Here is a 19802-nt window from a genome sequence, read left to right as displayed (position 1 = left end):
ATTATGAACACTGTTTCCATAGAAAAATTTATAGAAGGCATTCCTAAAACGGAGCTGCACTTACATATTGAAGGAACTTTTGAACCCGAATTGATGTTCGAGATTGCAAAACGAAACAATAAAAAAATTCCTTATAATTCTGTCTCTGAATTAAAAAATGCATACAAGTTCAATAACCTTCAAGAATTTTTAGACATCTATTATGCGGGTGCTAATGTATTGATTACAGAACAGGATTTTTATGATCTCACTTGGGCATATTTAACCAAAGTACATGAGCAAAACGTAATACACGTGGAAATTTTCTTTGATCCGCAGACACATACAGATCGCGGTATTTCTTTTGACACAGTTATCAAAGGAATTCGTAATGCGCTAGAAGATGGAAAATCTAAGCTAGGTATTACATATAAATTAATCATGTCTTTTCTAAGACACCTAGATGAAGCCTCTGCTTTTAGAACTTTAGAACAAGCATTACCATATAAAGATTGGATTAGCGCAGTAGGACTGGATTCATCTGAACTTGGTAATCCTCCTTCTAAGTTCGAACGTGTGTTTGCCAAATCAAGAGAAGCAGGTTTTATTACCGTAGCACATGCTGGCGAAGAAGGACCTGCAGCATATATATGGGAAGCACTAAATGTATTAAAAGTAACAAGAATCGATCATGGCAATAGATGTTTAGATGATCAGAAACTAGTGGATCATCTGGTCGATTTACAGATACCACTTACACTATGCCCCTTATCTAATCTTGAGTTAAAAGTTGTACTTGACCTAAAAGATCACCCTATCAAGAAGATGATGGATAAAAACTTATTAGTTACTGTCAATTCTGATGATCCTGCTTATTTTGGAGGTTATATGAATGAAAATTATTTAGGAATTGCACAAGCGCTGAACCTTTCTAAGCAACAAATTACTACACTAGTAAAAAATAGTTTTAAAGCTAGTTGGCTATCCACAGAAGAAAAAGAAAAAATAACAACAAAACTTGATAAATATTTTCAGGAGAACTAATGAACATAGACCCTTTTCAATTATTTAATGACTGGTATGCTGAAGAACTCAAACAAAGTAAGGTTAGAATACCTTCTGCTTGCTGTATTTCTTCTATCGGACTTGATGGATATCCTAATGCTCGATTTGTATCCCTAAAAGAAGTAAAAAATAATACTTTTATTATCACAGGACCATCAAAGTCAAGAAAAGGGCTAGAAATAGAACAATCATCCAAAGTGTCTTTGACTTTTTGGTGGGAAACCACAGAAAAGCAAATACGAATTCAAGGTGATGCTATTAAAATTTCAGATACAGAAGCTATCAGGTATTTTGACCAACGAGGAAAAGATTCTAAAATTATTTCAATTATTAGCGAACAAGGAGCTCCTATTAAAAATATAGATGTTTTAAAACAGAAGTACATTGAAACTGAAATAATATATAAAAATAAAGACATTGCCAAACCTGAAAATTGGAGTGGGTATGCAATCCAGCCCATTAGAATAGAATGCATGGAATTCGAAAAAAGCAGGTTTCATAAAAGAACCTTATTTCAACTAGAAGGAAAAGATTGGATTACCTCCACATTACAACCGTAACTAATAACCTACTAATCTCTTAAACAGAGATCATATTTTATCATAGGCTGTTCTGAACAAATTTTAGAACAAAAAACCCTCAAGCAATTATACAAGAAGTATGTAAAACTGCTGTCGTAACTTATTTATTTACTAAAAGTGATACTTGCACCCTATCTACCTGAATACAGAGAAACACTAAAAAAATAGTAAAAAATGGATATCCACTTCCCTATCCTTAATAAGGCTAAAAGTAAGCTATAAAGGAGCTTAACGCGTTATTTTTTTGTTTTCTATTAAAATAACAATTAAAAAAAAACTTTGAATATTTTTATTAGTTAGGATTCCTTACTATATTTGCTTTGCAATAATGCAAATAAATCAAATTATAACACAATGAGTAAATCAATTTTCTATCACGCAGGTTGTCCAGTTTGTATCAGTGCAGAGCACGATATTATAAACCTAATAGGGCAGAATAATATCGAAGTGGTAAACATCGGTGAAGATCGCAAACGTATTAATGAAGCAGAAAACGCGGGAGTAATATCTGTTCCTGCATTACTAACTCCTAATGGTAATGTATTACATATTAATTTCGGTGCTTCTATGGTCGACGTAAAAGGCTAATTTTTTTTAATAATATAGTTAGGATTCCTTTCTAAATAAAGGAATCCTTCTAAAAATTTTAATAACATGAAAACAATATTTACAACTGTATTTACAATGATGACGGCTATCCTTGTCTATTCACAAGGTAATAACGAAGGTTCCTCTTTTAAAACTTCACCCGATTTGATCATAGAGCAGACTTCTGTTATCTACTCACAAGAACTCGATCAATTAATTTTTACAATTCAGGTAAAAGGTATTGCAGGAAACACAAAACCTAAAGCTATAGGTCAAATGGACGGAGCACCTGTGTTAGGATATGTATTTCCGACTTCTCTTTCACCTACAGATGTAGGTTTTAATGACACAGCTGGAATTGTTGCTATGGCATTAACCTCTCATCCAGATTTTGATGACACCCCTTTATGGGATGAAAATTCAGATAAGAATTACTTAAACGACGGAATTGTTTGGCATGCGCATTGGGTAATTCTCGTAGAAAACACTTCTGTTCCAGGTGGATTAGCAGTGAAACAATTTAAAACTAACGACCCTTCGGTTATACTACCTCCAACAAATCCTGGAATGCCAATGTATATGGATTCTCCTGGACATTCTGTAGTGACAAAAAAGAATACAATAAAAGTAATTGTACCTGCATATCGAATGAATAATAAGAAAAATTTCAATTTTGATGCTGTCACTGCTTATATGGAAGTTAATCCATCCAATCCGAACTTACCATTGTTAGGAGTATACGCAGTATATAGTATCGCTTCTGGAAATTTATCACTACCATATACTGTTAAAAAATAATTACAATAAAACAGTGTATGGATAGTCTATTAATAAAATTTATAAAAAAACAATTATGAAAGTATCCGTTTGGGACACCTATGTAAAACGATCAGATGGCAAAACAATGCATTTTGACATTCTGGTTCCAAGTGAATGTAATGATGAAGCACAGGTTTTTATCTATGGAAAAAACTACCTGTCTGGTAAATCCTTTAACACTGGAGCTTTATCTGCTAAAGAATGTAATTTTTGCCATATAGCTGTAGCACCAGAAAATGTAAGAAACGAAATAGAACAAAAGGGATATTCTATCATCGAAATGGAAAATTGTAATTAATTTAATTAGGATCACTAACTTTGTCTGCCGAACAAATTTCGGCAGATTTTTTCTATGATACACAAAAGTGATTTCAATCCAAACCAACAGCAAAAAGACATTTCAAGTAAAATTGTAACTGGTCTTGAACGGATTTCTGAAGTGTTTAAAGTATTACTTTGGGAAAAAGCTAAATTGGTTGGTCTAAGTCCTATCCAAATTCAAATATTAATCTTTATTACGTTCCATAAACAAGAATTATGTAATGTAAGCCATCTGGCAAAAGAATTTAATGTTACTAAACCTACGATAAGTGATGCTATCAAAGTTTTAGATAAGAAAGCAATGATTATTAAAGATTATTCTTCTTCGGATAATAGAAGTTATACCATCCAATTATCAGAATTAGGAAAAGAAATAGTTTCGAAAACTAGTGATTTTACGCATCCATTAAAAGATCAAATCGATCATATTGAACAAACTGATTTAAATAATTTGTTCCATAGCTTGAGTGAATTAATCTATAAATTAAATCGAAAAGGAATTCTTACTGTGCAACGAACTTGTTTTGGTTGTAAATTTTATAAAAAAACAAGTACCGCTGATTATTGTAATTTACTGGAAAAAGAATTATTAAATGAAGATATCCGATTAGACTGTCCAGAATATGAAGAAAGGTAATCTTCATCCTAAAAATAGTTTAAGAAAATACAGATACCCCTTTTCCAGAACATTACCACAACGCATTGGTTTGCTTATTCGAAATAGATTTATATCTTTAAGAATATAAATTATGATGCATAATTCCTTTATACCTGTCAACGATCCTTACTACCCTACTCCTAATGAGGTTGTTCTACATAAATTAGATCTATTAGCATTAAAAGATGGAGAGACTGTTTTTGATCTTGGCTGCGGAGATGCCATACAATTAATTATGGCATGTACAAAGGCTAATGTGCAGTGTATTGGCTATGAAATCTTTCCTGAAGCTATTAAAGATGCCAAGATCAATATCCAAAAGGCAGATCTGTCAAATCAAATAGAAATCAGAGAAGAAGATATCTATAAGGCGGATATTTCTAATGCTAATGCTTTGATTCTATATTTTTCCAGAAGTGTCCTTGGCGCATTATCACTAAAATTAGAAAAAGAACTACCTGTAGGAGCTAGAATTGTAACACATCAATTTGATATACCAGGATGGACAGAAGAACTAAAGAAAGAGGTTATGCAAAAAAACGGTGCATTAGAAACAATTTACCTCTATCGTAAAATCTAGTCTGTCACGAATTATCAAAAAGTATATATAAGCTTGACAAATAACTTAGATAGTAAGCACTCTATTCTTTCCCTAAAATATCCCGTATAATTTTTAAATGATGCTTTGTATGTACCTTTAAAAAACGTTTAGATTGTCTTGTATTTAATTGTCCAAAAACAGGGTGAACAAAATTAGAGTTTGGGTCAAGAACTTCTAATTCTTTAATATTATTTCTAGCCTTTTCCAGTTGCGCTAATATATCTTCTGTTCGAATTTCTTTTGGAGGTAAAACGGCCGCTGGAGATCTTGCTTTACCTCTAGGTATGTAGCCCAAAGTAAACGAAAAACTGCGTGCTAAATTAAAACGTTTTTCATACACCATAGGATCCGAGTTTTTTAATATATCATGGATTCTATTAATGACTTTAAGACTATGATCAAGATGCCAAGCAATCGGTACTTCAGAAACATGAGTTTTAATACTGTCTCTAAACTGAATTAAATATGCGATATCATATAATTGGCTTTCCATAAATGCTTTCTTACTATCATTATCACCTTGCCCATATCCCCAGAAAGCCAAGTTGCAGATAACAAACAACGTAGATAACCCTCTTCTCATTGTGTTCAAACCTTTTTTTTTATGTTAAAATTCAAAACGATATCCAAAATCAGGGAAAAATCCAATCTGATTTACTTCATCAATATTATTTGTCAATCTATTATATCGTCTGGCAAAAAGATTTTCGTTACCCGTTACATTCTGCAAATCCACATAGAATTGATGAGATCTTTTCTTTTTGCGACTATTGATCTTATATCCAAACTTAACATCCCATCTAAAATATCCATCATTCTGCTCACTAAACGCAATATCTTCTTGTAATACTTCAAATCCTGTAGCTTGAGATGCAGCCAAATCAACGGGTGTATAATATCTTCCTCCAGAAAAAGTTAATCTTGTATCAAAAAACAACACATTCTTTCTAGTTTTTCCTATAGCAAATTCTTTCCCAGCTAATAGATTGACCACATATCCATTATTAAAAGGTGTATTACGTTCGATGCCATCACTCCCTTCATATTTACTCTCGAATAATGAAGTCGTTAATAATCCATAATATCCCTTATTAAAAAACCTTTCTAGAGTAAACTCAATTCCTTGATTGTATCCAGTTCCCTCATTAATCAATGAAATTCGATCATTATCAAATCCAAAATCTGCACCTTCTGTCAAAGATGAATAACTTGACGGAAAGGATTCTACTGCTGCATTATCAATATCCTGGTAATAGATTTCTACCTTACCTCTCCAACTGGTACCAAGTTTCACATCATACCCCAAAACATAGTGATTACTTCTCACAAAATCCAAAGTTTTATTGGTTTGCACCAACTCCCCATTCACTTCTTCATTTAGGAATAAGAGGGGTAGCGGAACAGGTTGATGATGCAAACCATACCCAAAACTCAACCGGTGATTTTGAGATATTTTATAATTTAGCCCAGCTCTTGGTTCTACCACAAATTGTTCATTAAGAGAACTATATTGACCATGAACTCCTGCATTTAATGTAAGTTTTTCAGTTATTCTAAATTGTCCCTGCACAAAGGGCTGTATCACGTTTAGATTTTCATCTATATCCCTAAATGTAAATAAGTCAGGATCACCATCACCATCAAGATCAGGTTGCTGTTCTCTATCTTTTTCAAGAGATTTCACACCAATATTTTCCCATAACACCCCTGTTCTTATTGTACTTTTACTACTTAACTTAGCATTATAAAGGGTAGAAAAAGTAAATCTATTTTCAGTATTATCAGCCTCAGTATATCGAATAGTACGTTCTTGTGAAGTATTTTTATCGATAAAACGATCCGCCATAAAATCATTACCTGTAAATGAACTTGATACAATTGTTCTTATATATGATTTATTGGTAATATTAATTCTATGTTTTAAACCGACAACACCAAATCTGGATTCTACAAAAGTGTTTTCATCTTCTGCTGCAAATAGATCATCTTCGTCAATATCGTCTCCTAAAAAATCTATATCAGAAAATCCAATAATCCCAAACAAAGAAAAATTACCTAGCTTGCTTTTACCAAAATCAAGATTAAAAGAAACATCACTATAATTTGGAGCAGCTGAAGTGCCTCCTGCTCCAACACCCAATAAACCAACCAAAGAGTATCTTCCTGCAATAAGAAAAGAACCATTATTTTTACCTACTGGACCTTCTGCCATAGCTTCGATCCCTGTAAAAATTCCTACTTGTGCTGTATATTCGTAATCATCTCTGTTTCCTTTTCTAAAACCAAGATCAAAAACTCCTCCAATGGCATTTCCATATTCTGAAGGAAAAGCAGATGTAATAAAATCTGAATTCTTTAATAGATTAGGATTCAGCGCAGATACAGGCCCTCCAGTGGTTCCTAATGTACTATAATGATTAGGGCTAGGGATTGGAATTCCTTCTAATCTCCATAACAATCCAGTTGGAGAGTTCCCTCGAATCACCACGTCATTTCTACTATCATCTGGAGCTGAAACTCCCGCAAAATTGGCAGCCAATCGCCCTACATCACTCCTACCTCCAGAAAAACGAGTTACCTCTTCTAAACTAAATTGTCGTGCTGACACAGAAGCTAGTTTATTTATTGCCTTTGCTTTATTGGTCTCTGAAGTGATAATTACTTCATCTAGTCGATCAAAAGCCTCAATCAATTGAACATTCACTACAGCGTCTTTACCAGAAGTAACAACAACGTTAGGTAAGGTAATAGATTCAAATCCAATATAACTCACTCTAATTGTTTGCCTTCCAAATGGAACCTTTTTTATAGTAAAATATCCATCTATATCTGTAATCACTCCATTGACCTGATCCATATTTAATAATTCCACAGTAGCTCCAACTAAAGGAGTTTCGGATTGCTTATCAATGACAATTCCCTTTATAATACCAGTTTGAGCATTTCCGATGCTAATACATACTAATGCTAATAGCAGAACATATTTCTTCATAAGATTGTAGATTTTATCCAAATCTGCGACCTTCATTCAAACCCTCAAAATCAAAATAGAAGAGTTGTTTAATTTACTATTGAAGTGTTTAAAATTGTATTTGAATCTTAATTGAGCATTTTTAGCAGTTATTTTCAAGTAAAACAGCCTATGATACAATTCAAATCATAATTCGACAATTGAGGGAAATCCAACCTGCAAATTGCCTCTTAGTTATGTATCTTTATCAATACGATTCACTATATATGTTTAAAAAAGCTACTTTAAAAAAATTAGGGATACGTATTATCATTATCAATGTGGTATATCTCTTAATAAAACTTACCATCGCTCATGATGAAGATGATAATCTTCTTGATGCGACTAGTATCTTTTATTATTGTAGTGCCTTTTTTCTATTTATGCTTGCTTGGGAGAGTAATGATTGGTTGGTAAGATGGCAACAATCAAAAACTAATGGTGGTCTTGATCTTGCCAAAGGAGTAAAGATTTTAGTAATAAACATGGCAATTTGTCTTCCAGTTTCAGCATTGGTATATTATTTAGCAATTTTTCAATTTGATCATATCTGTCAAATTGATGTAAATGATCCCTGGTTACGTTTTAGAATTGATTTTTTTAGAGCTGGTATACTAGGTTTTGCCGTGATCATCTTCAATTTATTTTATCATTCTTTACAACAGAAAAAAGAAATAGAGAATAAATTAAATGATATGCAAAAAGAAATTATGACTTCTAAGTATAAATCTCTTAAAAATCAGATAAGTCCTCATTTCCTTTTTAATAGTTTAAACACACTAACTGCTTTAATGTATGAAGATAGAGATTTGGCGTCTGATTTTGTCTCTCGATTAGCAACTTGTTATCGATATATTTTAGATAATCGTGAGGAAGATTTAGTGAGTTTGGAAAAAGAGTTAAGCTTTCTAGATTCTTTTATTTTTATGATGAATATCAGGCATAAAGGTGCATTAAGCATTACAACTCATATTTCTGCAAATCCTGAGGATTATGTTATTCCTACACTTTCTCTACAAATGCTGGTAGAAAATGCATTAAAGCATAATTACTACTCTAAAGAAAAACCTTTAGAGATTAGCATTCTTTCTGTGGATGAAAAAAGTATAATAGTTCAGAACAACTTGCATATAAGAAAACAAAAAGAAAGCTCCACCAAACTGGGGCTTAAAAACATTGAGAAAAGGTATTCTTTTTATTCGAATCAAAAAGTAACTATAGCTACAGAAAATGGATATTTTAAGGTAACAATTCCGTTGCTTCCTAAGAATATAAAAGAAATTACAATTGTAAAAGTATCATAAGATGACAGCAGTAATTGTAGAGGATGAAAATTTTGCTTCCAAGCGCTTAGCTACTCTTATTAAGGAGCTTGCTCCTGAGATAAAAATAACAGGACAAATTACCTCTGTACAAAATGGACGACAATGGTTTGATAACAATCCAATACCAGATTTAATATTTCTAGATATCCAACTTAATGATGGATACGGGTTTGATATTCTTGACACATTAGAAGATCACCCTCCAGTTATTTTTACTACCGCATATAATGAATATGCCATCAGAGGTTTTAAATATAATGGCCTTGATTATTTATTAAAACCGATTGACAAAAGTGATCTTAGAAATGCATTAAGTAAGTATCGAAAATCTAAAGTAAGCTCTGATACAATTCTGGATGAACAAAAATTAAAAAAGATTAAAAACCTGTTTACCAAAGAATATAAAAAACGATTCATGATCAAAGTAGGGAATCAGTTCAACACTTTTAATGTAGAAGATATTGCATATTTTAAATCTAATGAAGGACTCATTTTTTTATATACTCATGCAGGCCAACAATATCCAATTGAATATTCTATTGATCAATTAGAGGATATACTAGACCCTGTTCATTTCTTTAGAATTAACAGAAAGTTTATGGTATCTGTTAAATCTGTCATAGAAATTCATAGTTATTTCAATAGCAGATTACTATTAAAATTAAAACCACAAGAAGAACAACAAATTATTGTTTCCAGAGAACGCACCTCTAATTTTAAGAAGTGGTTGGATCTCTAAAATTGTAAAAATCATCTCAAAAAATGGAAAATAAAAAAGTATTACTAACTGGAGTTACGGGTTTTTTAGGCTCTCACACTGCAATTCAATTACTTAACAAAGGATATGAAGTTATTGGTACCCTAAGAGATTTAAATAGAGTCAAAGAAATCAAGCAAGTTATTACCAAAAATACAACCAACATCGATAAGCTAACGTTTGCTCAAGCGGATTTAATGGATGAAGAAGTATGGAATGATATTATAAGCGAAGTTCAGAATGTAATACATATCGCCTCTCCTTTTCCACGAGAATTACCAAAACACGAAGATGATCTCATTATCCCAGCAAAAACAGGAACTTTAAATATTTTAAAAGCAGCTGCTAGACATGGGCTTAGAAGAGTAGTAATCACTTCTTCTTCTGGTGCGATCGCATATGGAAAAGAGAAATCAAATCGGATCGGTATTTTTGATGAAAACGACTGGACTGATGTTACAAACACTAAGGATTCTACTCCTTATTTCAGAAGCAAAACAATTGCCGAAAAAGCAGCTTGGGACTTTATTAAAAATGATACCAGTGGATTAGAATTAACCACAATTTGTCCTGGAGCTATTTTAGGACCTATATTGGAAAAAGATTTTGGTACTTCTGCCAATATCATAATCAAAGCTATGGATGGAAGTTCTCCTGCTATTCCAAAGATCGGTTTTGATATGGTTGATGTTCGTTCTGTTGCTGATTTACATATTCGCGCAATGGAAGCTCCCGAAGCCGCAGGTGAAAGGTTTGTAGGATCTTCGGGATATATGACTTTTAGAGATGTTGCATCTATTCTAAGATCTCATTATCCTAATAAAAAGGTTCCAAAAATTTCACTACCTGACTTTGCAGTTCGTCTATTCTCCAATATTGATAAAACAATAAAACCAATTTTGATTGATCTTGGAACAGAAAGAAAAGTAAGTAATAATAAAGCTATAAAACTACTAGATTGGAAACCAATCCCTGTAAAAGAAGCCATATTAGCTTGTGCAGAAAGTGCTATTAAATTAAGTTTGATTTAACTGCTATCTTATGAAAAAGATAGGCAAAGTTATAGTAGCTATACTTAGTATCTTAATAGGTTTGTACCCTTTTGTATATTTTTTAGTCGATGAAAAATTTGGGTTGCTCAATTCTAAAAGTAATGACCTTCTTACTAATACTGTATGGAATACTGCTTTTTATACTCACATCACATTAGGAGGTATTGCACTATTAGTTGGCTGGACACAATTTAGCAAACGTATCCGTTCTACTAGATTAAAGTTGCACAAATTACTTGGAAAAGTATATGTAATCACTGTTTTAATTAGTGGTGTTTCTGGAGTTTACATTGGATTATTCGCTACTGGCGGGATAATAGCTTCGTTAGGCTTTATAGGCCTAGGTATGACATGGTTATATTCAACTATAGCTGCCTACAGACAAATAGTAAAAGGTCAAATTAACAAGCATCAAATTCTAATGCATTATAGTTATGCTGCATGTTTTGCTGCCGTAACATTAAGAATCTGGTTGCCTGTACTAACAGTTTCCTTTGGAGATTTTATAATTGCATATAGCATTGTGGCCTGGTTATGTTGGATTCCAAATCTTATCGTTGCTTATTATTTGACAAGAAATATTAGATCTAGTACAAGGTATCTATAACACTTCAAAAACAACAAAAAAACACCTACATACAAATCATTATCAATAAGTTATTGAATTTTATTCTAAAAAATTGAGGGGGAATTCTCACAAATTTATCTAGATAAAAAACGTACAACTTTAGAATTAAATTCTTAAATTCGTGTTCTTCACAATTCATCTGGACTATAATTTGGAATAACTTGTTATAAGTAATCCAGTTTCTTGTCATCTTATTAGGGCTAAAAAATCTTAATTCAACATTTCTATAATTTGTTGCAATGTTGATATAACTTTAAAATAACGCCCTAAATGAGAATAATATTACTATCCTTATTCACTAGCGTATTTGCTATGGATACATCAAAAATCAAGTCAGAAGTTAGTACCGATGCTATTTTTATAACCTCGACAGATCCAATTTCTGGTAGAACATTAATGATTGAAGAAGATGAATACTCTGTATGGGTATACCTCTTAAACCCAGATATGCAAGGAATTGATTTTGACGGTTTTCTTTGTTCTGTAGTTGACCCTGAATCTATAACCATTAGTCCAAAGGAAGCTACAAAAAATGGAAATTCACCACCACTTACTGCTGCGTTTTCTAATAAATACAGCTACATCAAAGATCTTAAACCAAAGGACATTAAGGTATCTTGGAAACAAAATAGGATAGAAATAAAACTTAAAAAAGAAATGTACCTGATTATGGATCTAAAATCTAAAACTAGCTATTCTAAGGCTCTTTCTGAAGATTGTTATTACGGTAATACGTTATAGATATATAAAAAACGCCCTTTATTAAAAGGGCGTTTTCGTAACATTAACTAACTAACTCAAATCTCACAATCAGCTTATGAAATTTCTATCGATCGCTTAGGCTGCACTTTTGCTTCTTCTTTTTTAGGAAGTTTTACGGATAAAATTCCATGATTATAAGAAGCTAAAATATCAACACTGTTTACAGTATCTGGTAACGTAAATGAACGCTTAAATGTACTGTAGCTAAATTCTTTTCTAGTATAATTATCTTTTCCTTCTTTACTTTCTTTTTTAACTTCAGAAGAAATAGTTAATACCTCATTATCTAATTCTATTTTAAAATCTTCTTTAACCAAACCTGGTGCAGCAAGATCAATCACAAAATCATTATCGTTCTCTTTTACATTAACCGCTGGTGTATTAAAGCCTATTTTACTTTCTCCACTAATCCCTCCAAACCAATCGGTATTAAAAATATCATCAAGAATAAAAGGTAATCTGTCTGTTCTTTTTACTAAACTCATTGTATTTATTTTTTTGTTATTTATAATTCAAATTCAATGAGTATATAGCAATTAGGATTCCAATGTTATTTTTATGACATTTTGACATTACCATACTGTTATTTAATGACATTTTGTCAATAACATCCGTTTTATAATGACAAAATCGCACAAAAAAGAACCCCTAAAGATTTACTTAGGGGTTAAATTTTCGGATCGTATTTCTATATTAATTATAAAATCTAGTAAAAATAGCTATCAATTCCTTTGGCGGAATCACTTTATTCGGATAGTTATGCATTTCTTTCAAAACAACGTCTATTGCTTCTGGACGTAATCCCATCTGCAATCCCATTTCTCTAATTTTATGAATTTCTGATTGTGCAGTTTCCTGATCTACATTCATCAACAAAACCAATCTATGAAACTGAAGTATTCTTTGAGATTCTGGCTGAAGATTTTTCTTCTCTGCGGTATTTCTTACCAAATGACCGATTTCCTCTTCTGTAATACGAAGTTGTGAAGCTACTGCAAGGATAAAATTATATTCTTCATCTTTTATGGTCTTATCAGCCTTTGCAAATTCAATCATCTCTGAAAGTAAACTTAACTTTTCTTCTTTTGTATACATCGATTTATTTTGAAATTTTAAGTATGCAAATATCTTATAAACATCTTAGCTACGGAACATAAACGGTATTTTTTTCTTCAAATCATTTAAAAAAGTACCTTTGTCATATGGGACTAACCAATAACGACATTTTCAAGAAATTACGAGTGGCACACAAATTACGTGATGACGAAATCGTAAAAATTTGTGCACTAGTAGATTTTAAAGTAACTAAAAGTGAACTAGGGGCTATTTTTAGAAATGAAAATCATCCTAAATACATGGAATGCGGAGATCAAATTCTACGTAATTTCTTAAACGGATTGATTATACATTTAAGAGGTCCTATGCCAGCTAAAAAAACTCCTCCTAAAAAATAACAAATTCTCAATTTTTGGTATTTCGATATTTACAAAACATACGCTTTGTAGTTATTCGATTGTCATAAAATTAAACTGGTAAAATAATTGTATTGGATTTAAAACTATAGTTCTCTTCAAAAATAAATGCTTATTTTGGGAGGACTAATCAATTTGTTCACTCAACAACCAAATCAATTAAGTATTCATGCTTACAAAACAGGAAAAAAAAACCTTCCGAGAAGAGTTATTTAGACATTTAGATGGCATTGTAATAGCTCCTGTAGCTTATGCTCTTTTCAACAAAAAAATAACTAACTACCTTCTTCTGCATAAAACTGCATCCATATCAGAAATCGCTAAGGAGTTTCAAGCAAATGAAGGTTACCTTAATGTGGGGCTAAGAATGTTATCTTCTCAAGGATGGTTAGATTATTCTATAAAACAAAAAACAGCGAGTGTCTCTATAAACGAAAAGACAAAAGTAGCTTTTGATCATTTCCATCTCTATGAAGGTGTTGTACATCTTCTCGAATATTCAGGTAAATTTCATCCAAGAAAATTCGAACTAGAACCCTTTCAAAAGTTAGAAAAACTATTTATTCCATACCTGAACAGGTTTGATATAGAAAATCCTGAGAATCAATTAACAAGTATCATACAAGAGCAAATTTTAAAACATATAGAAGGAATACTTGTAGGACCTACTATTGTTCATTTAGGAATGGGTGGTATGTTTCATAAGTATTTTATGGAAGCTTCATTTAGTGCAGATGAATATCATCGTTTTCCAAAAAGTTTTGATGCTATTCTAACATTCTTAAGTCATTTAGGATGGTTTAGTAAAAACAATGAAAATTATACTTTTACTAATAAAGGGTTGTTTTTTGCAAAAAGGGCGACAGCATATGGAGTAACCGTTTCTTATATTCCAATGTTTAGGCAAATGAATGAACTCTTATTCGGCAATTCAAACATTTTATGGAATACCGAAAACAATACAGACGAAACTCATGTAGATAGAGAAATGAATGTTTGGGGAAGTGGTGGTGCGCATGCTACATATTTCAAAAAGATTGATGAGATTATTATTAGAGTATTCAACAAACCATTGGATGAACAACCTAAAGGAATACTTGATATGGGTTGTGGTAATGGTGCTTTTTTAATTCATCTTTTTGAAATTATTGAATCTAAAACACTAAGAGGAAAACACCTTGACGATCATCCTTTGTTTCTTGTTGGTGCTGATTACAATAAAGCGGCACTTAAAGTTACAAGAGCGAATCTAATTCAGGCTGACATTTGGGCTAAAGTAATCTGGGGTGATATTAGCGATCCCGATCTCCTAGAAAAAGATTTAAATGAAAACTATAGCATTGAACTTAAGGATCTATTATCCGTTCGAACTTTTCTTGATCATAATAGAATATGGAGCGAACCAATAACGACATTAGAAGCACCCAGTAATTCTACAGGAGCATATGCATATAGAGGAAAATTACTAAACAATGATGATGTAGAACGTAATTTAAAAGATCATTTCAAAAAATGGGCTCCACATATTGCCAAATTTGGATTGATAGTTATAGAATTACACACCATTCCACCAGAATTAACCGCAGAAAATATTGGAAGCACCGCCGCAACGGCATATGACGCTACTCATGGCTTTTCTGATCAGTACATTTTAGAAATTAGTTCATTTCTGAAGGTGATTAAAGAAGTAGGCCTACAGAGTGATCCTAATTATTTTTCTAAATTTCCAGATTCTGAATTAGCAACGGTAAGTATTAATTACATTACTGGAAAAGCAACTTAATAAAATTTTCGGCACTTTATTCAATGAAGTGGGTACGTTGTATTATGCCGCCTTCTCGAATGCAATATAATTAATCAGTTTCCCACGTTTATCACAAACAGGAAAGCCTTTAATCTCACATATATACGTAGAATTATCTTTTTTATAATTTAGAATAGAAGCTTCAAAGGGTTGTTTTTTGTTGATCGCATTTCGAATAGCCTCTGATGTTTTAGGATCAGTGTCTTTTCCTTGAAAAATTTTTGGTGAACTCCCAATTACTTCCTCAGGAGCATATCCCGTCATTTTCTCAATATTATGACTGGCAAATACTATTTTTAGATCCGCAGAAGTAATCACAATCACCGACTTTTTATTCACAAGTTCATGATGATAATCATTATTAAAGTTCCATTTTTTGGTAATCTTTTGTAATGAGTCGAGGTCTTGCTTAGAACTATGCAAGAACGCATTATGTTCTCCGTAAAACTCCCAAGAGGAAAGTGGTAAAAATTGTGTTGTAATGGATTCGTAATATTCCGCCATCATTGTATCATACACTTCTAACTCTTTCATCTTTTAGGTTTTATTCAAATGTATAGATTAAATTCTTAATTCGTAATTGAACAAAAGTTAAATCCTTATATGATCTACCACTTAAATTGCAAAGTTGTATACCACGTTAAAGGATCTGAAGGTATAATTCCTGGTCCAGGATATCCGCTTGCTCTTTGAGTAAAATAGCTTTCATCCAATACATTATTAATTCCTGTTTCTAGTTTAAACTTTTTGTAAGAATACGACAAAGAGAGGTCTAGAATAGAGTATGCAGGAATTTCTCCAATAATACCGCTAGCACTAGGAGTTGTAGAATTTTCAGCATCAGAAAACTGATCAGATAAATAAGAATACTGTATGGATCCTAAAAGGTTTTTCCATCCAAACTTAAGGCCTGTTTTAATATTAACATTAGGAACAAATTCTACTTCTCGCTCAGTCCCGTTATATTTAGAATCTACTAACGAAGTGTTTAAAAACCAGTTAAAACTTACATCAGAATTATTTTTAAGAACTAACTTATTCAGGTTTATATCAATTAGAGATTCTAAACCATACATCGTTGCATCTCCCACATTGGTTCTAAAATTCTTAACACTACCATCATCTTGTGCTTGCTGTATCACTCCGATTCGATCATTATAAAACAATCCAAAAAACCCGATATCATATGAAATCAAATCGTTGATTCTTCCTCTAAACCCAATATCAGCTGTAAAACCTGATTCATCTGTAATATCAGGATCAACTCTAAATGATGGGTTAACAATATTAATATCAGAAAACGTAACTGATCTATAATTTTCGGATATATTACCATAAATCTCCAACCCATCTAAAGGCTTATAACTACTTCCCAAACCTAGTAACACAAACGACCTCTCGAAGGTACGATTATCAGGAGTTATCTCGTCTCTAATCACATTACCTGCCAAGTCGGTAACGATTGTTCTTGATGCTCCTGCTACTTCAGTTTTTATATACTCGAATCTAAAACCAGGTGTAATAGAGAATTTATTAGAGAGCTTAAATATATTTTCTCCAAAAACCGCAATATTTTGATTAGGATAGTCAAAATCAGATTGATTCGGATATGTAGGGAATTGATCATTCACAAACTCAAAATCAGGTCCTGTTCCATTCGATCCTGGTCCTTGTCGCTCTCCATTTTCAGCTTGATAATACTTTGCTCCTATCAAAAAAATTGACTCTTCACTAAATAAATTATATCTTGACAATAATCTAGCTTCTGCTCCAAAATTTCTAAATTTTCCTTCTATCAAGTCTCTTGGAGCATCTAGTTGATCTGGTTGATCTACTCTATTGGTTCTAAAACCTAAAGCTGTTCTTGAGGCATCTAACCCAAATACATTTAGACTTAGATCTGTTTTTTCTGAAAATGTATGATCAAGACGTAATGAAAACAATTTCCAATCTACCTTAAACCAATTACGCGTTCTATTACTTTGACTAGGATCTTCTTCAAATCTGGTATCAGAAAGTCCTCCTGGTTGTTGCGCCAAATAATTAAGGTACGTAAACTCGCCTGTTAACTTAGTGTTTTTGGTAAGTTGGTATCCCAAATGGCCATAAAAATTTCTTGAATCGAATTGAGAGTTTGGACGAAAACCATCACCTTCTTTATAATTGAAATAGGTGTAATAACTAAACTTTCCTACTGTACCACTTAGACTATTAAAACTATTAAAGAGATTGTATGAACCGATAGTTTGACGAGAAACTAATTCTATTTTCTTATTTGGATTAGGTTGCTTCATTTTGAAATTAATTAACCCACCAAACTGTGTTCCGTATTGCAAAGAAGCTGCTCCACGAACTACCTGTATTTCCCCCAACGCTTCTGCTGGAGGTGTATAATAACTTTCTGGATATCCTAACACATCAGCACTGATATCATATCCGTTCTGACGTGTATTAAAATTCGCCGTACGATTAGGATCTAATCCTCTACCCCCAATATTCAGTTGTAATCCTCCTGTACTATTCTCATAAATATTCAAACCCGCTACTTGTGCATAAATCTGTCTGGCATTATTAGAGGCCAAATTACCTTGCACATTACTCAATAACACAACCTCGCTTTTCTTTCCCGCATAAATAGCAGTACCTTCTACTTCTTTTAATTGTTTTAGCCCAAATACTTTTTCTTTTCGTTGTGTAATAATCACTTCAGATAACTCTTCACCTAAAGGCATTAATACAAGATTTAATTCTGTATTTTTTTCAACATTAATTTGTTGTTCTAAAATTTCATAATCAAAACTAAACACAGCGATTAAACAATTTCCTTTCTCAATATTAGTAAACTCAAAACTCCCATCGACATCACTAATCAATTGTTGTCCTGTATTTCTATTATATATTTCAGCACCAGAAACAGGTTGATTATTTTGATTTTTTACAACACCCGTAATACTATATTGTGCCGAAACGATGGTAGTTATAAATACAAAAAAGATAACTACATTACAATCCCTTAATCTCATCTTTAAATGGAATAATCCACGTTTTATGTTTAAATGACTCTTTTTGTTTTCCCAGATCCACATTGGGATCAATATATTGACTACTTAATCTCCCATTAAGCGTTACATAACTCTCTACAAATACTTGAACATTATTATGCCCTTGATTCTCGAAATGTTTTTTAAGATAATGTGCGTATTCTAATATAAAATCTGGCTGTGTCGCCATTTGTTTTTGTTGAAAAGAAGTTAAAAAATCATCATTATCTACATAAAACCTCTTCCCTGTTTCCTTATCTACAATCTTAAAATTAGCATATCCTGCTTTTTCCATAAGCATTACTCTCCAGGAAAAACGATACCCTTCTTCCGTCCAAAACAGCTCTCCTGGATATAATATATTTCGAAATGGCAAAAGTAATTGAATCACAAAAAACGACACCAATATTGGTCTAACAATTTTGATATGACTTTGTAAGAAACTTAATGATTTATTGGTATCAAAACTTGCCTTTCGTATTCTAAATATTTTAGCAATAAGCTCTAATATTTTATGATGAACAGTACTATCAAAAAATATAAGTGTTCCCACAATCATAATGTAAGGAAACATACCAATAGGAAAAAGTACTCTGGTTAAGATATGGAACACTACCACCATCACAAAAGCAAAACCTCTCGTTTTTCGGTGTAATAGCAAGAAAGGAATACTTAAATCATAAATCACACCTGTATAACTAAACATATAATGTAGCCACTCCTCGTTCATAAAACCACCAATTAGTGGTATATCATATTTAGAAGGTAACCAAATTTTAAGTGGCATTGCTTTTAATAACCAATCAGAATTTAATTTTGCCAAACCTGCATAAAAATAGACGATACCTAACAATAGTTTTAGAGTATCGATCGTCCAGGCAGGAATCTTCTGAAAAGAAATTCCTTTTAACTTAGCATCAACAGAGTAATATGCATTTGCTGGTAAAAAAATGAGTAAAAAACTAAGGATACTTATAAAATAATAATGATTTAGATATGTAGTTTTATCCATTAATTCTATATAAGTAAAACTCAGAAAAAATGTAATAATCGCAATTCGATATTTATATCCAATAGTAATACATATAGCAGAAATTCCGCAAAGAATAAAAATGAAATATGTATATATACCTATTGGTTTAACAAAATCAAAACCATAGTAAGAAAAGAAAAAGGTAGGATGAATATACAACTTATGTATCCATCCATAACTCCAAAAACGAATAATACTCAGTAACATCAATACACCAAAAAAAATACGAAAGACTGCAAGTGGTGCAGCCTCAGTATTTTTTTTTAGATATTCGTTTAGATTATAAATCATGTAGTATCAAAAAAC

21 protein-coding genes are annotated in these 19802 nt (G+C 32.1%); 14 read left to right on the top strand and 7 right to left on the bottom strand.

Annotated elements, in window-relative coordinates; genetic code table 11:
* The first annotated feature begins 3 nt into the window (after positions 1 to 3).
* The 7 genes from QBK95_RS15235 (at position 4) to QBK95_RS15205 (ending at position 4591) form a co-directional block, all read left to right on the top strand.
* Positions 4 to 1023, top strand: a complete 1020-nt coding sequence (locus tag QBK95_RS15235) for an adenosine deaminase (RefSeq protein WP_280935319.1) — start codon at positions 4 to 6, stop codon at positions 1021 to 1023.
* Positions 1023 to 1604, top strand: coding sequence for a pyridoxine/pyridoxamine 5'-phosphate oxidase (locus QBK95_RS15230; RefSeq protein WP_280935317.1), 582 nt, complete (start codon positions 1023 to 1025; stop codon positions 1602 to 1604). Before QBK95_RS15235 ends, QBK95_RS15230 begins: the two co-directional genes overlap by 1 nt.
* A 375-nt stretch (positions 1605 to 1979) precedes the next feature.
* Positions 1980 to 2213, top strand: a complete 234-nt coding sequence (locus tag QBK95_RS15225) for a thioredoxin family protein (protein WP_280935315.1) — start codon at positions 1980 to 1982, stop codon at positions 2211 to 2213.
* Between the two features lie 66 nt (positions 2214 to 2279).
* Positions 2280 to 3011, top strand: coding sequence for a hypothetical protein (locus tag QBK95_RS15220; RefSeq protein WP_280935313.1), 732 nt, complete (start codon positions 2280 to 2282; stop codon positions 3009 to 3011).
* Between the two features lie 55 nt (positions 3012 to 3066).
* A complete protein-coding gene (locus tag QBK95_RS15215) occupies positions 3067 to 3330 on the top strand; it encodes a DUF2024 family protein (RefSeq protein ID WP_280935312.1) in 264 nt (87 codons plus the stop codon).
* Positions 3331 to 3384: 54 nt separating this feature from the next.
* Positions 3385 to 3990 (top strand): MarR family winged helix-turn-helix transcriptional regulator, encoded by a 606-nt coding sequence (locus QBK95_RS15210; protein WP_280935310.1) that lies wholly within the window; start codon positions 3385 to 3387, stop codon positions 3988 to 3990.
* Between the two features lie 112 nt (positions 3991 to 4102).
* Entirely contained in the window at positions 4103 to 4591 is a 489-nt protein-coding gene (locus tag QBK95_RS15205) for a class I SAM-dependent methyltransferase (RefSeq protein WP_280935308.1), read from the top strand.
* A 61-nt stretch (positions 4592 to 4652) separates the two neighbouring features.
* Here QBK95_RS15205 and QBK95_RS15200 read toward each other — a convergent pair whose 3' ends face one another.
* Both QBK95_RS15200 and QBK95_RS15195 read right to left on the bottom strand, forming a co-directional pair.
* A complete protein-coding gene (locus tag QBK95_RS15200; RefSeq protein ID WP_280935306.1) occupies positions 4653 to 5195 on the bottom strand; it encodes a DUF1569 domain-containing protein in 543 nt (180 codons plus the stop codon).
* Between the two features lie 24 nt (positions 5196 to 5219).
* On the bottom strand, positions 5220 to 7604 hold the full coding sequence (locus QBK95_RS15195) for a TonB-dependent receptor (protein ID WP_280935304.1): 2385 nt from the start codon (positions 7602 to 7604) through the stop codon (positions 5220 to 5222).
* Between the two features lie 245 nt (positions 7605 to 7849).
* Here QBK95_RS15195 and QBK95_RS15190 point away from each other — a divergent pair, with 245 nt between their 5' ends.
* The 5 genes from QBK95_RS15190 (at position 7850) to QBK95_RS15170 (ending at position 12125) form a co-directional block, all read left to right on the top strand.
* The gene (locus tag QBK95_RS15190; RefSeq protein WP_280935302.1) at positions 7850 to 8926 is read left to right on the top strand and encodes a sensor histidine kinase; all 1077 of its coding nucleotides are present in this window, start codon (positions 7850 to 7852) and stop codon (positions 8924 to 8926) included.
* Between the two features lies 1 nt (position 8927).
* Positions 8928 to 9686 carry a LytR/AlgR family response regulator transcription factor gene (locus tag QBK95_RS15185; RefSeq protein WP_280935301.1) on the top strand — a complete coding sequence of 253 codons (759 nt, stop codon included), beginning with the start codon at positions 8928 to 8930 and terminating at the stop codon, positions 9684 to 9686.
* Positions 9687 to 9709: 23 nt separating this feature from the next.
* Positions 9710 to 10735 (top strand): SDR family oxidoreductase, encoded by a 1026-nt coding sequence (locus QBK95_RS15180; RefSeq protein ID WP_280935299.1) that lies wholly within the window; start codon positions 9710 to 9712, stop codon positions 10733 to 10735.
* Positions 10736 to 10745: 10 nt separating this feature from the next.
* Positions 10746 to 11363 (top strand): DUF2306 domain-containing protein, encoded by a 618-nt coding sequence (locus QBK95_RS15175; protein ID WP_280935297.1) that lies wholly within the window; start codon positions 10746 to 10748, stop codon positions 11361 to 11363.
* A 291-nt stretch (positions 11364 to 11654) separates the two neighbouring features.
* On the top strand, positions 11655 to 12125 hold the full coding sequence (locus QBK95_RS15170) for a hypothetical protein (protein ID WP_280935295.1): 471 nt from the start codon (positions 11655 to 11657) through the stop codon (positions 12123 to 12125).
* A 74-nt stretch (positions 12126 to 12199) separates the two neighbouring features.
* On the opposite strand, the gene QBK95_RS15165 is transcribed toward QBK95_RS15170, so the two are convergent.
* Together QBK95_RS15165 and QBK95_RS15160 are read right to left on the bottom strand one after the other, a co-directional pair.
* A complete protein-coding gene (locus QBK95_RS15165) occupies positions 12200 to 12631 on the bottom strand; it encodes an Hsp20/alpha crystallin family protein (protein ID WP_280935293.1) in 432 nt (143 codons plus the stop codon).
* Between the two features lie 208 nt (positions 12632 to 12839).
* Positions 12840 to 13241 (bottom strand): TerB family tellurite resistance protein, encoded by a 402-nt coding sequence (locus tag QBK95_RS15160; protein ID WP_280935291.1) that lies wholly within the window; start codon positions 13239 to 13241, stop codon positions 12840 to 12842.
* A gap of 107 nt (positions 13242 to 13348) precedes the next feature.
* On the opposite strand from QBK95_RS15160, the gene QBK95_RS15155 reads away from it, so the two are divergent.
* Together QBK95_RS15155 and QBK95_RS15150 are read left to right on the top strand one after the other, a co-directional pair.
* On the top strand, positions 13349 to 13600 hold the full coding sequence (locus QBK95_RS15155; RefSeq protein ID WP_280935289.1) for a DUF1456 family protein: 252 nt from the start codon (positions 13349 to 13351) through the stop codon (positions 13598 to 13600).
* Positions 13601 to 13787: 187 nt separating this feature from the next.
* Positions 13788 to 15401, top strand: a complete 1614-nt coding sequence (locus QBK95_RS15150; protein ID WP_280935284.1) for a class I SAM-dependent methyltransferase — start codon at positions 13788 to 13790, stop codon at positions 15399 to 15401.
* Positions 15402 to 15443: 42 nt separating this feature from the next.
* Here QBK95_RS15150 and QBK95_RS15145 read toward each other — a convergent pair whose 3' ends face one another.
* The 3 genes from QBK95_RS15145 to QBK95_RS15135 all read right to left on the bottom strand — a co-directional run bounded on the left by QBK95_RS15145 (position 15444) and on the right by QBK95_RS15135 (position 19787).
* Positions 15444 to 15956: a PAS domain-containing protein gene (locus QBK95_RS15145; protein WP_280935282.1), complete on the bottom strand. Its 513-nt coding sequence runs from the start codon at positions 15954 to 15956 to the stop codon at positions 15444 to 15446.
* A 74-nt stretch (positions 15957 to 16030) separates the two neighbouring features.
* Positions 16031 to 18445 (bottom strand): TonB-dependent receptor domain-containing protein, encoded by a 2415-nt coding sequence (locus QBK95_RS15140; RefSeq protein WP_280935280.1) that lies wholly within the window; start codon positions 18443 to 18445, stop codon positions 16031 to 16033.
* Positions 18426 to 19787: an HTTM domain-containing protein gene (locus QBK95_RS15135; protein ID WP_280935278.1), complete on the bottom strand. Its 1362-nt coding sequence runs from the start codon at positions 19785 to 19787 to the stop codon at positions 18426 to 18428. Before QBK95_RS15135 ends, QBK95_RS15140 begins: the two co-directional genes overlap by 20 nt.
* Between the last annotated feature and the right edge of the window lie 15 nt (positions 19788 to 19802).

The organism is Aquimarina mycalae, assembly GCF_029906345.1.
Taxonomy (GTDB): Bacteria; Bacteroidota; Bacteroidia; order Flavobacteriales; family Flavobacteriaceae; genus Aquimarina.
Note: the sequence above shows the minus strand (reverse complement) of the source record. Positions and strands in the feature narration are given on the sequence as shown.

What these genes read in the sequence shown, in the direction of transcription:
- QBK95_RS15235 (WP_280935319.1), top strand. Translation starts at nt 4, where the DNA reads ATGAACACTGTTTCCATAGAAAAATTTATAGAAGGCATTCCTAAAACG.
- QBK95_RS15230 (WP_280935317.1), top strand. Translation starts at nt 1,023, where the DNA reads ATGAACATAGACCCTTTTCAATTATTTAATGACTGGTATGCTGAAGAA.
- QBK95_RS15225 (WP_280935315.1), top strand. Translation starts at nt 1,980, where the DNA reads ATGAGTAAATCAATTTTCTATCACGCAGGTTGTCCAGTTTGTATCAGT.
- QBK95_RS15220 (WP_280935313.1), top strand. Translation starts at nt 2,280, where the DNA reads ATGAAAACAATATTTACAACTGTATTTACAATGATGACGGCTATCCTT.
- QBK95_RS15215 (WP_280935312.1), top strand. Translation starts at nt 3,067, where the DNA reads ATGAAAGTATCCGTTTGGGACACCTATGTAAAACGATCAGATGGCAAA.
- QBK95_RS15210 (WP_280935310.1), top strand. Translation starts at nt 3,385, where the DNA reads ATGATACACAAAAGTGATTTCAATCCAAACCAACAGCAAAAAGACATT.
- QBK95_RS15205 (WP_280935308.1), top strand. Translation starts at nt 4,103, where the DNA reads ATGATGCATAATTCCTTTATACCTGTCAACGATCCTTACTACCCTACT.
- QBK95_RS15200 (WP_280935306.1), bottom strand. Translation starts at nt 5,195, where the DNA reads ATGAGAAGAGGGTTATCTACGTTGTTTGTTATCTGCAACTTGGCTTTC.
- QBK95_RS15195 (WP_280935304.1), bottom strand. Translation starts at nt 7,604, where the DNA reads ATGAAGAAATATGTTCTGCTATTAGCATTAGTATGTATTAGCATCGGA.
- QBK95_RS15190 (WP_280935302.1), top strand. Translation starts at nt 7,850, where the DNA reads ATGTTTAAAAAAGCTACTTTAAAAAAATTAGGGATACGTATTATCATT.
- QBK95_RS15185 (WP_280935301.1), top strand. Translation starts at nt 8,928, where the DNA reads ATGACAGCAGTAATTGTAGAGGATGAAAATTTTGCTTCCAAGCGCTTA.
- QBK95_RS15180 (WP_280935299.1), top strand. Translation starts at nt 9,710, where the DNA reads ATGGAAAATAAAAAAGTATTACTAACTGGAGTTACGGGTTTTTTAGGC.
- QBK95_RS15175 (WP_280935297.1), top strand. Translation starts at nt 10,746, where the DNA reads ATGAAAAAGATAGGCAAAGTTATAGTAGCTATACTTAGTATCTTAATA.
- QBK95_RS15170 (WP_280935295.1), top strand. Translation starts at nt 11,655, where the DNA reads ATGAGAATAATATTACTATCCTTATTCACTAGCGTATTTGCTATGGAT.
- QBK95_RS15165 (WP_280935293.1), bottom strand. Translation starts at nt 12,631, where the DNA reads ATGAGTTTAGTAAAAAGAACAGACAGATTACCTTTTATTCTTGATGAT.
- QBK95_RS15160 (WP_280935291.1), bottom strand. Translation starts at nt 13,241, where the DNA reads ATGTATACAAAAGAAGAAAAGTTAAGTTTACTTTCAGAGATGATTGAA.
- QBK95_RS15155 (WP_280935289.1), top strand. Translation starts at nt 13,349, where the DNA reads ATGGGACTAACCAATAACGACATTTTCAAGAAATTACGAGTGGCACAC.
- QBK95_RS15150 (WP_280935284.1), top strand. Translation starts at nt 13,788, where the DNA reads ATGCTTACAAAACAGGAAAAAAAAACCTTCCGAGAAGAGTTATTTAGA.
- QBK95_RS15145 (WP_280935282.1), bottom strand. Translation starts at nt 15,956, where the DNA reads ATGAAAGAGTTAGAAGTGTATGATACAATGATGGCGGAATATTACGAA.
- QBK95_RS15140 (WP_280935280.1), bottom strand. Translation starts at nt 18,445, where the DNA reads ATGAGATTAAGGGATTGTAATGTAGTTATCTTTTTTGTATTTATAACT.
- QBK95_RS15135 (WP_280935278.1), bottom strand. Translation starts at nt 19,787, where the DNA reads ATGATTTATAATCTAAACGAATATCTAAAAAAAAATACTGAGGCTGCA.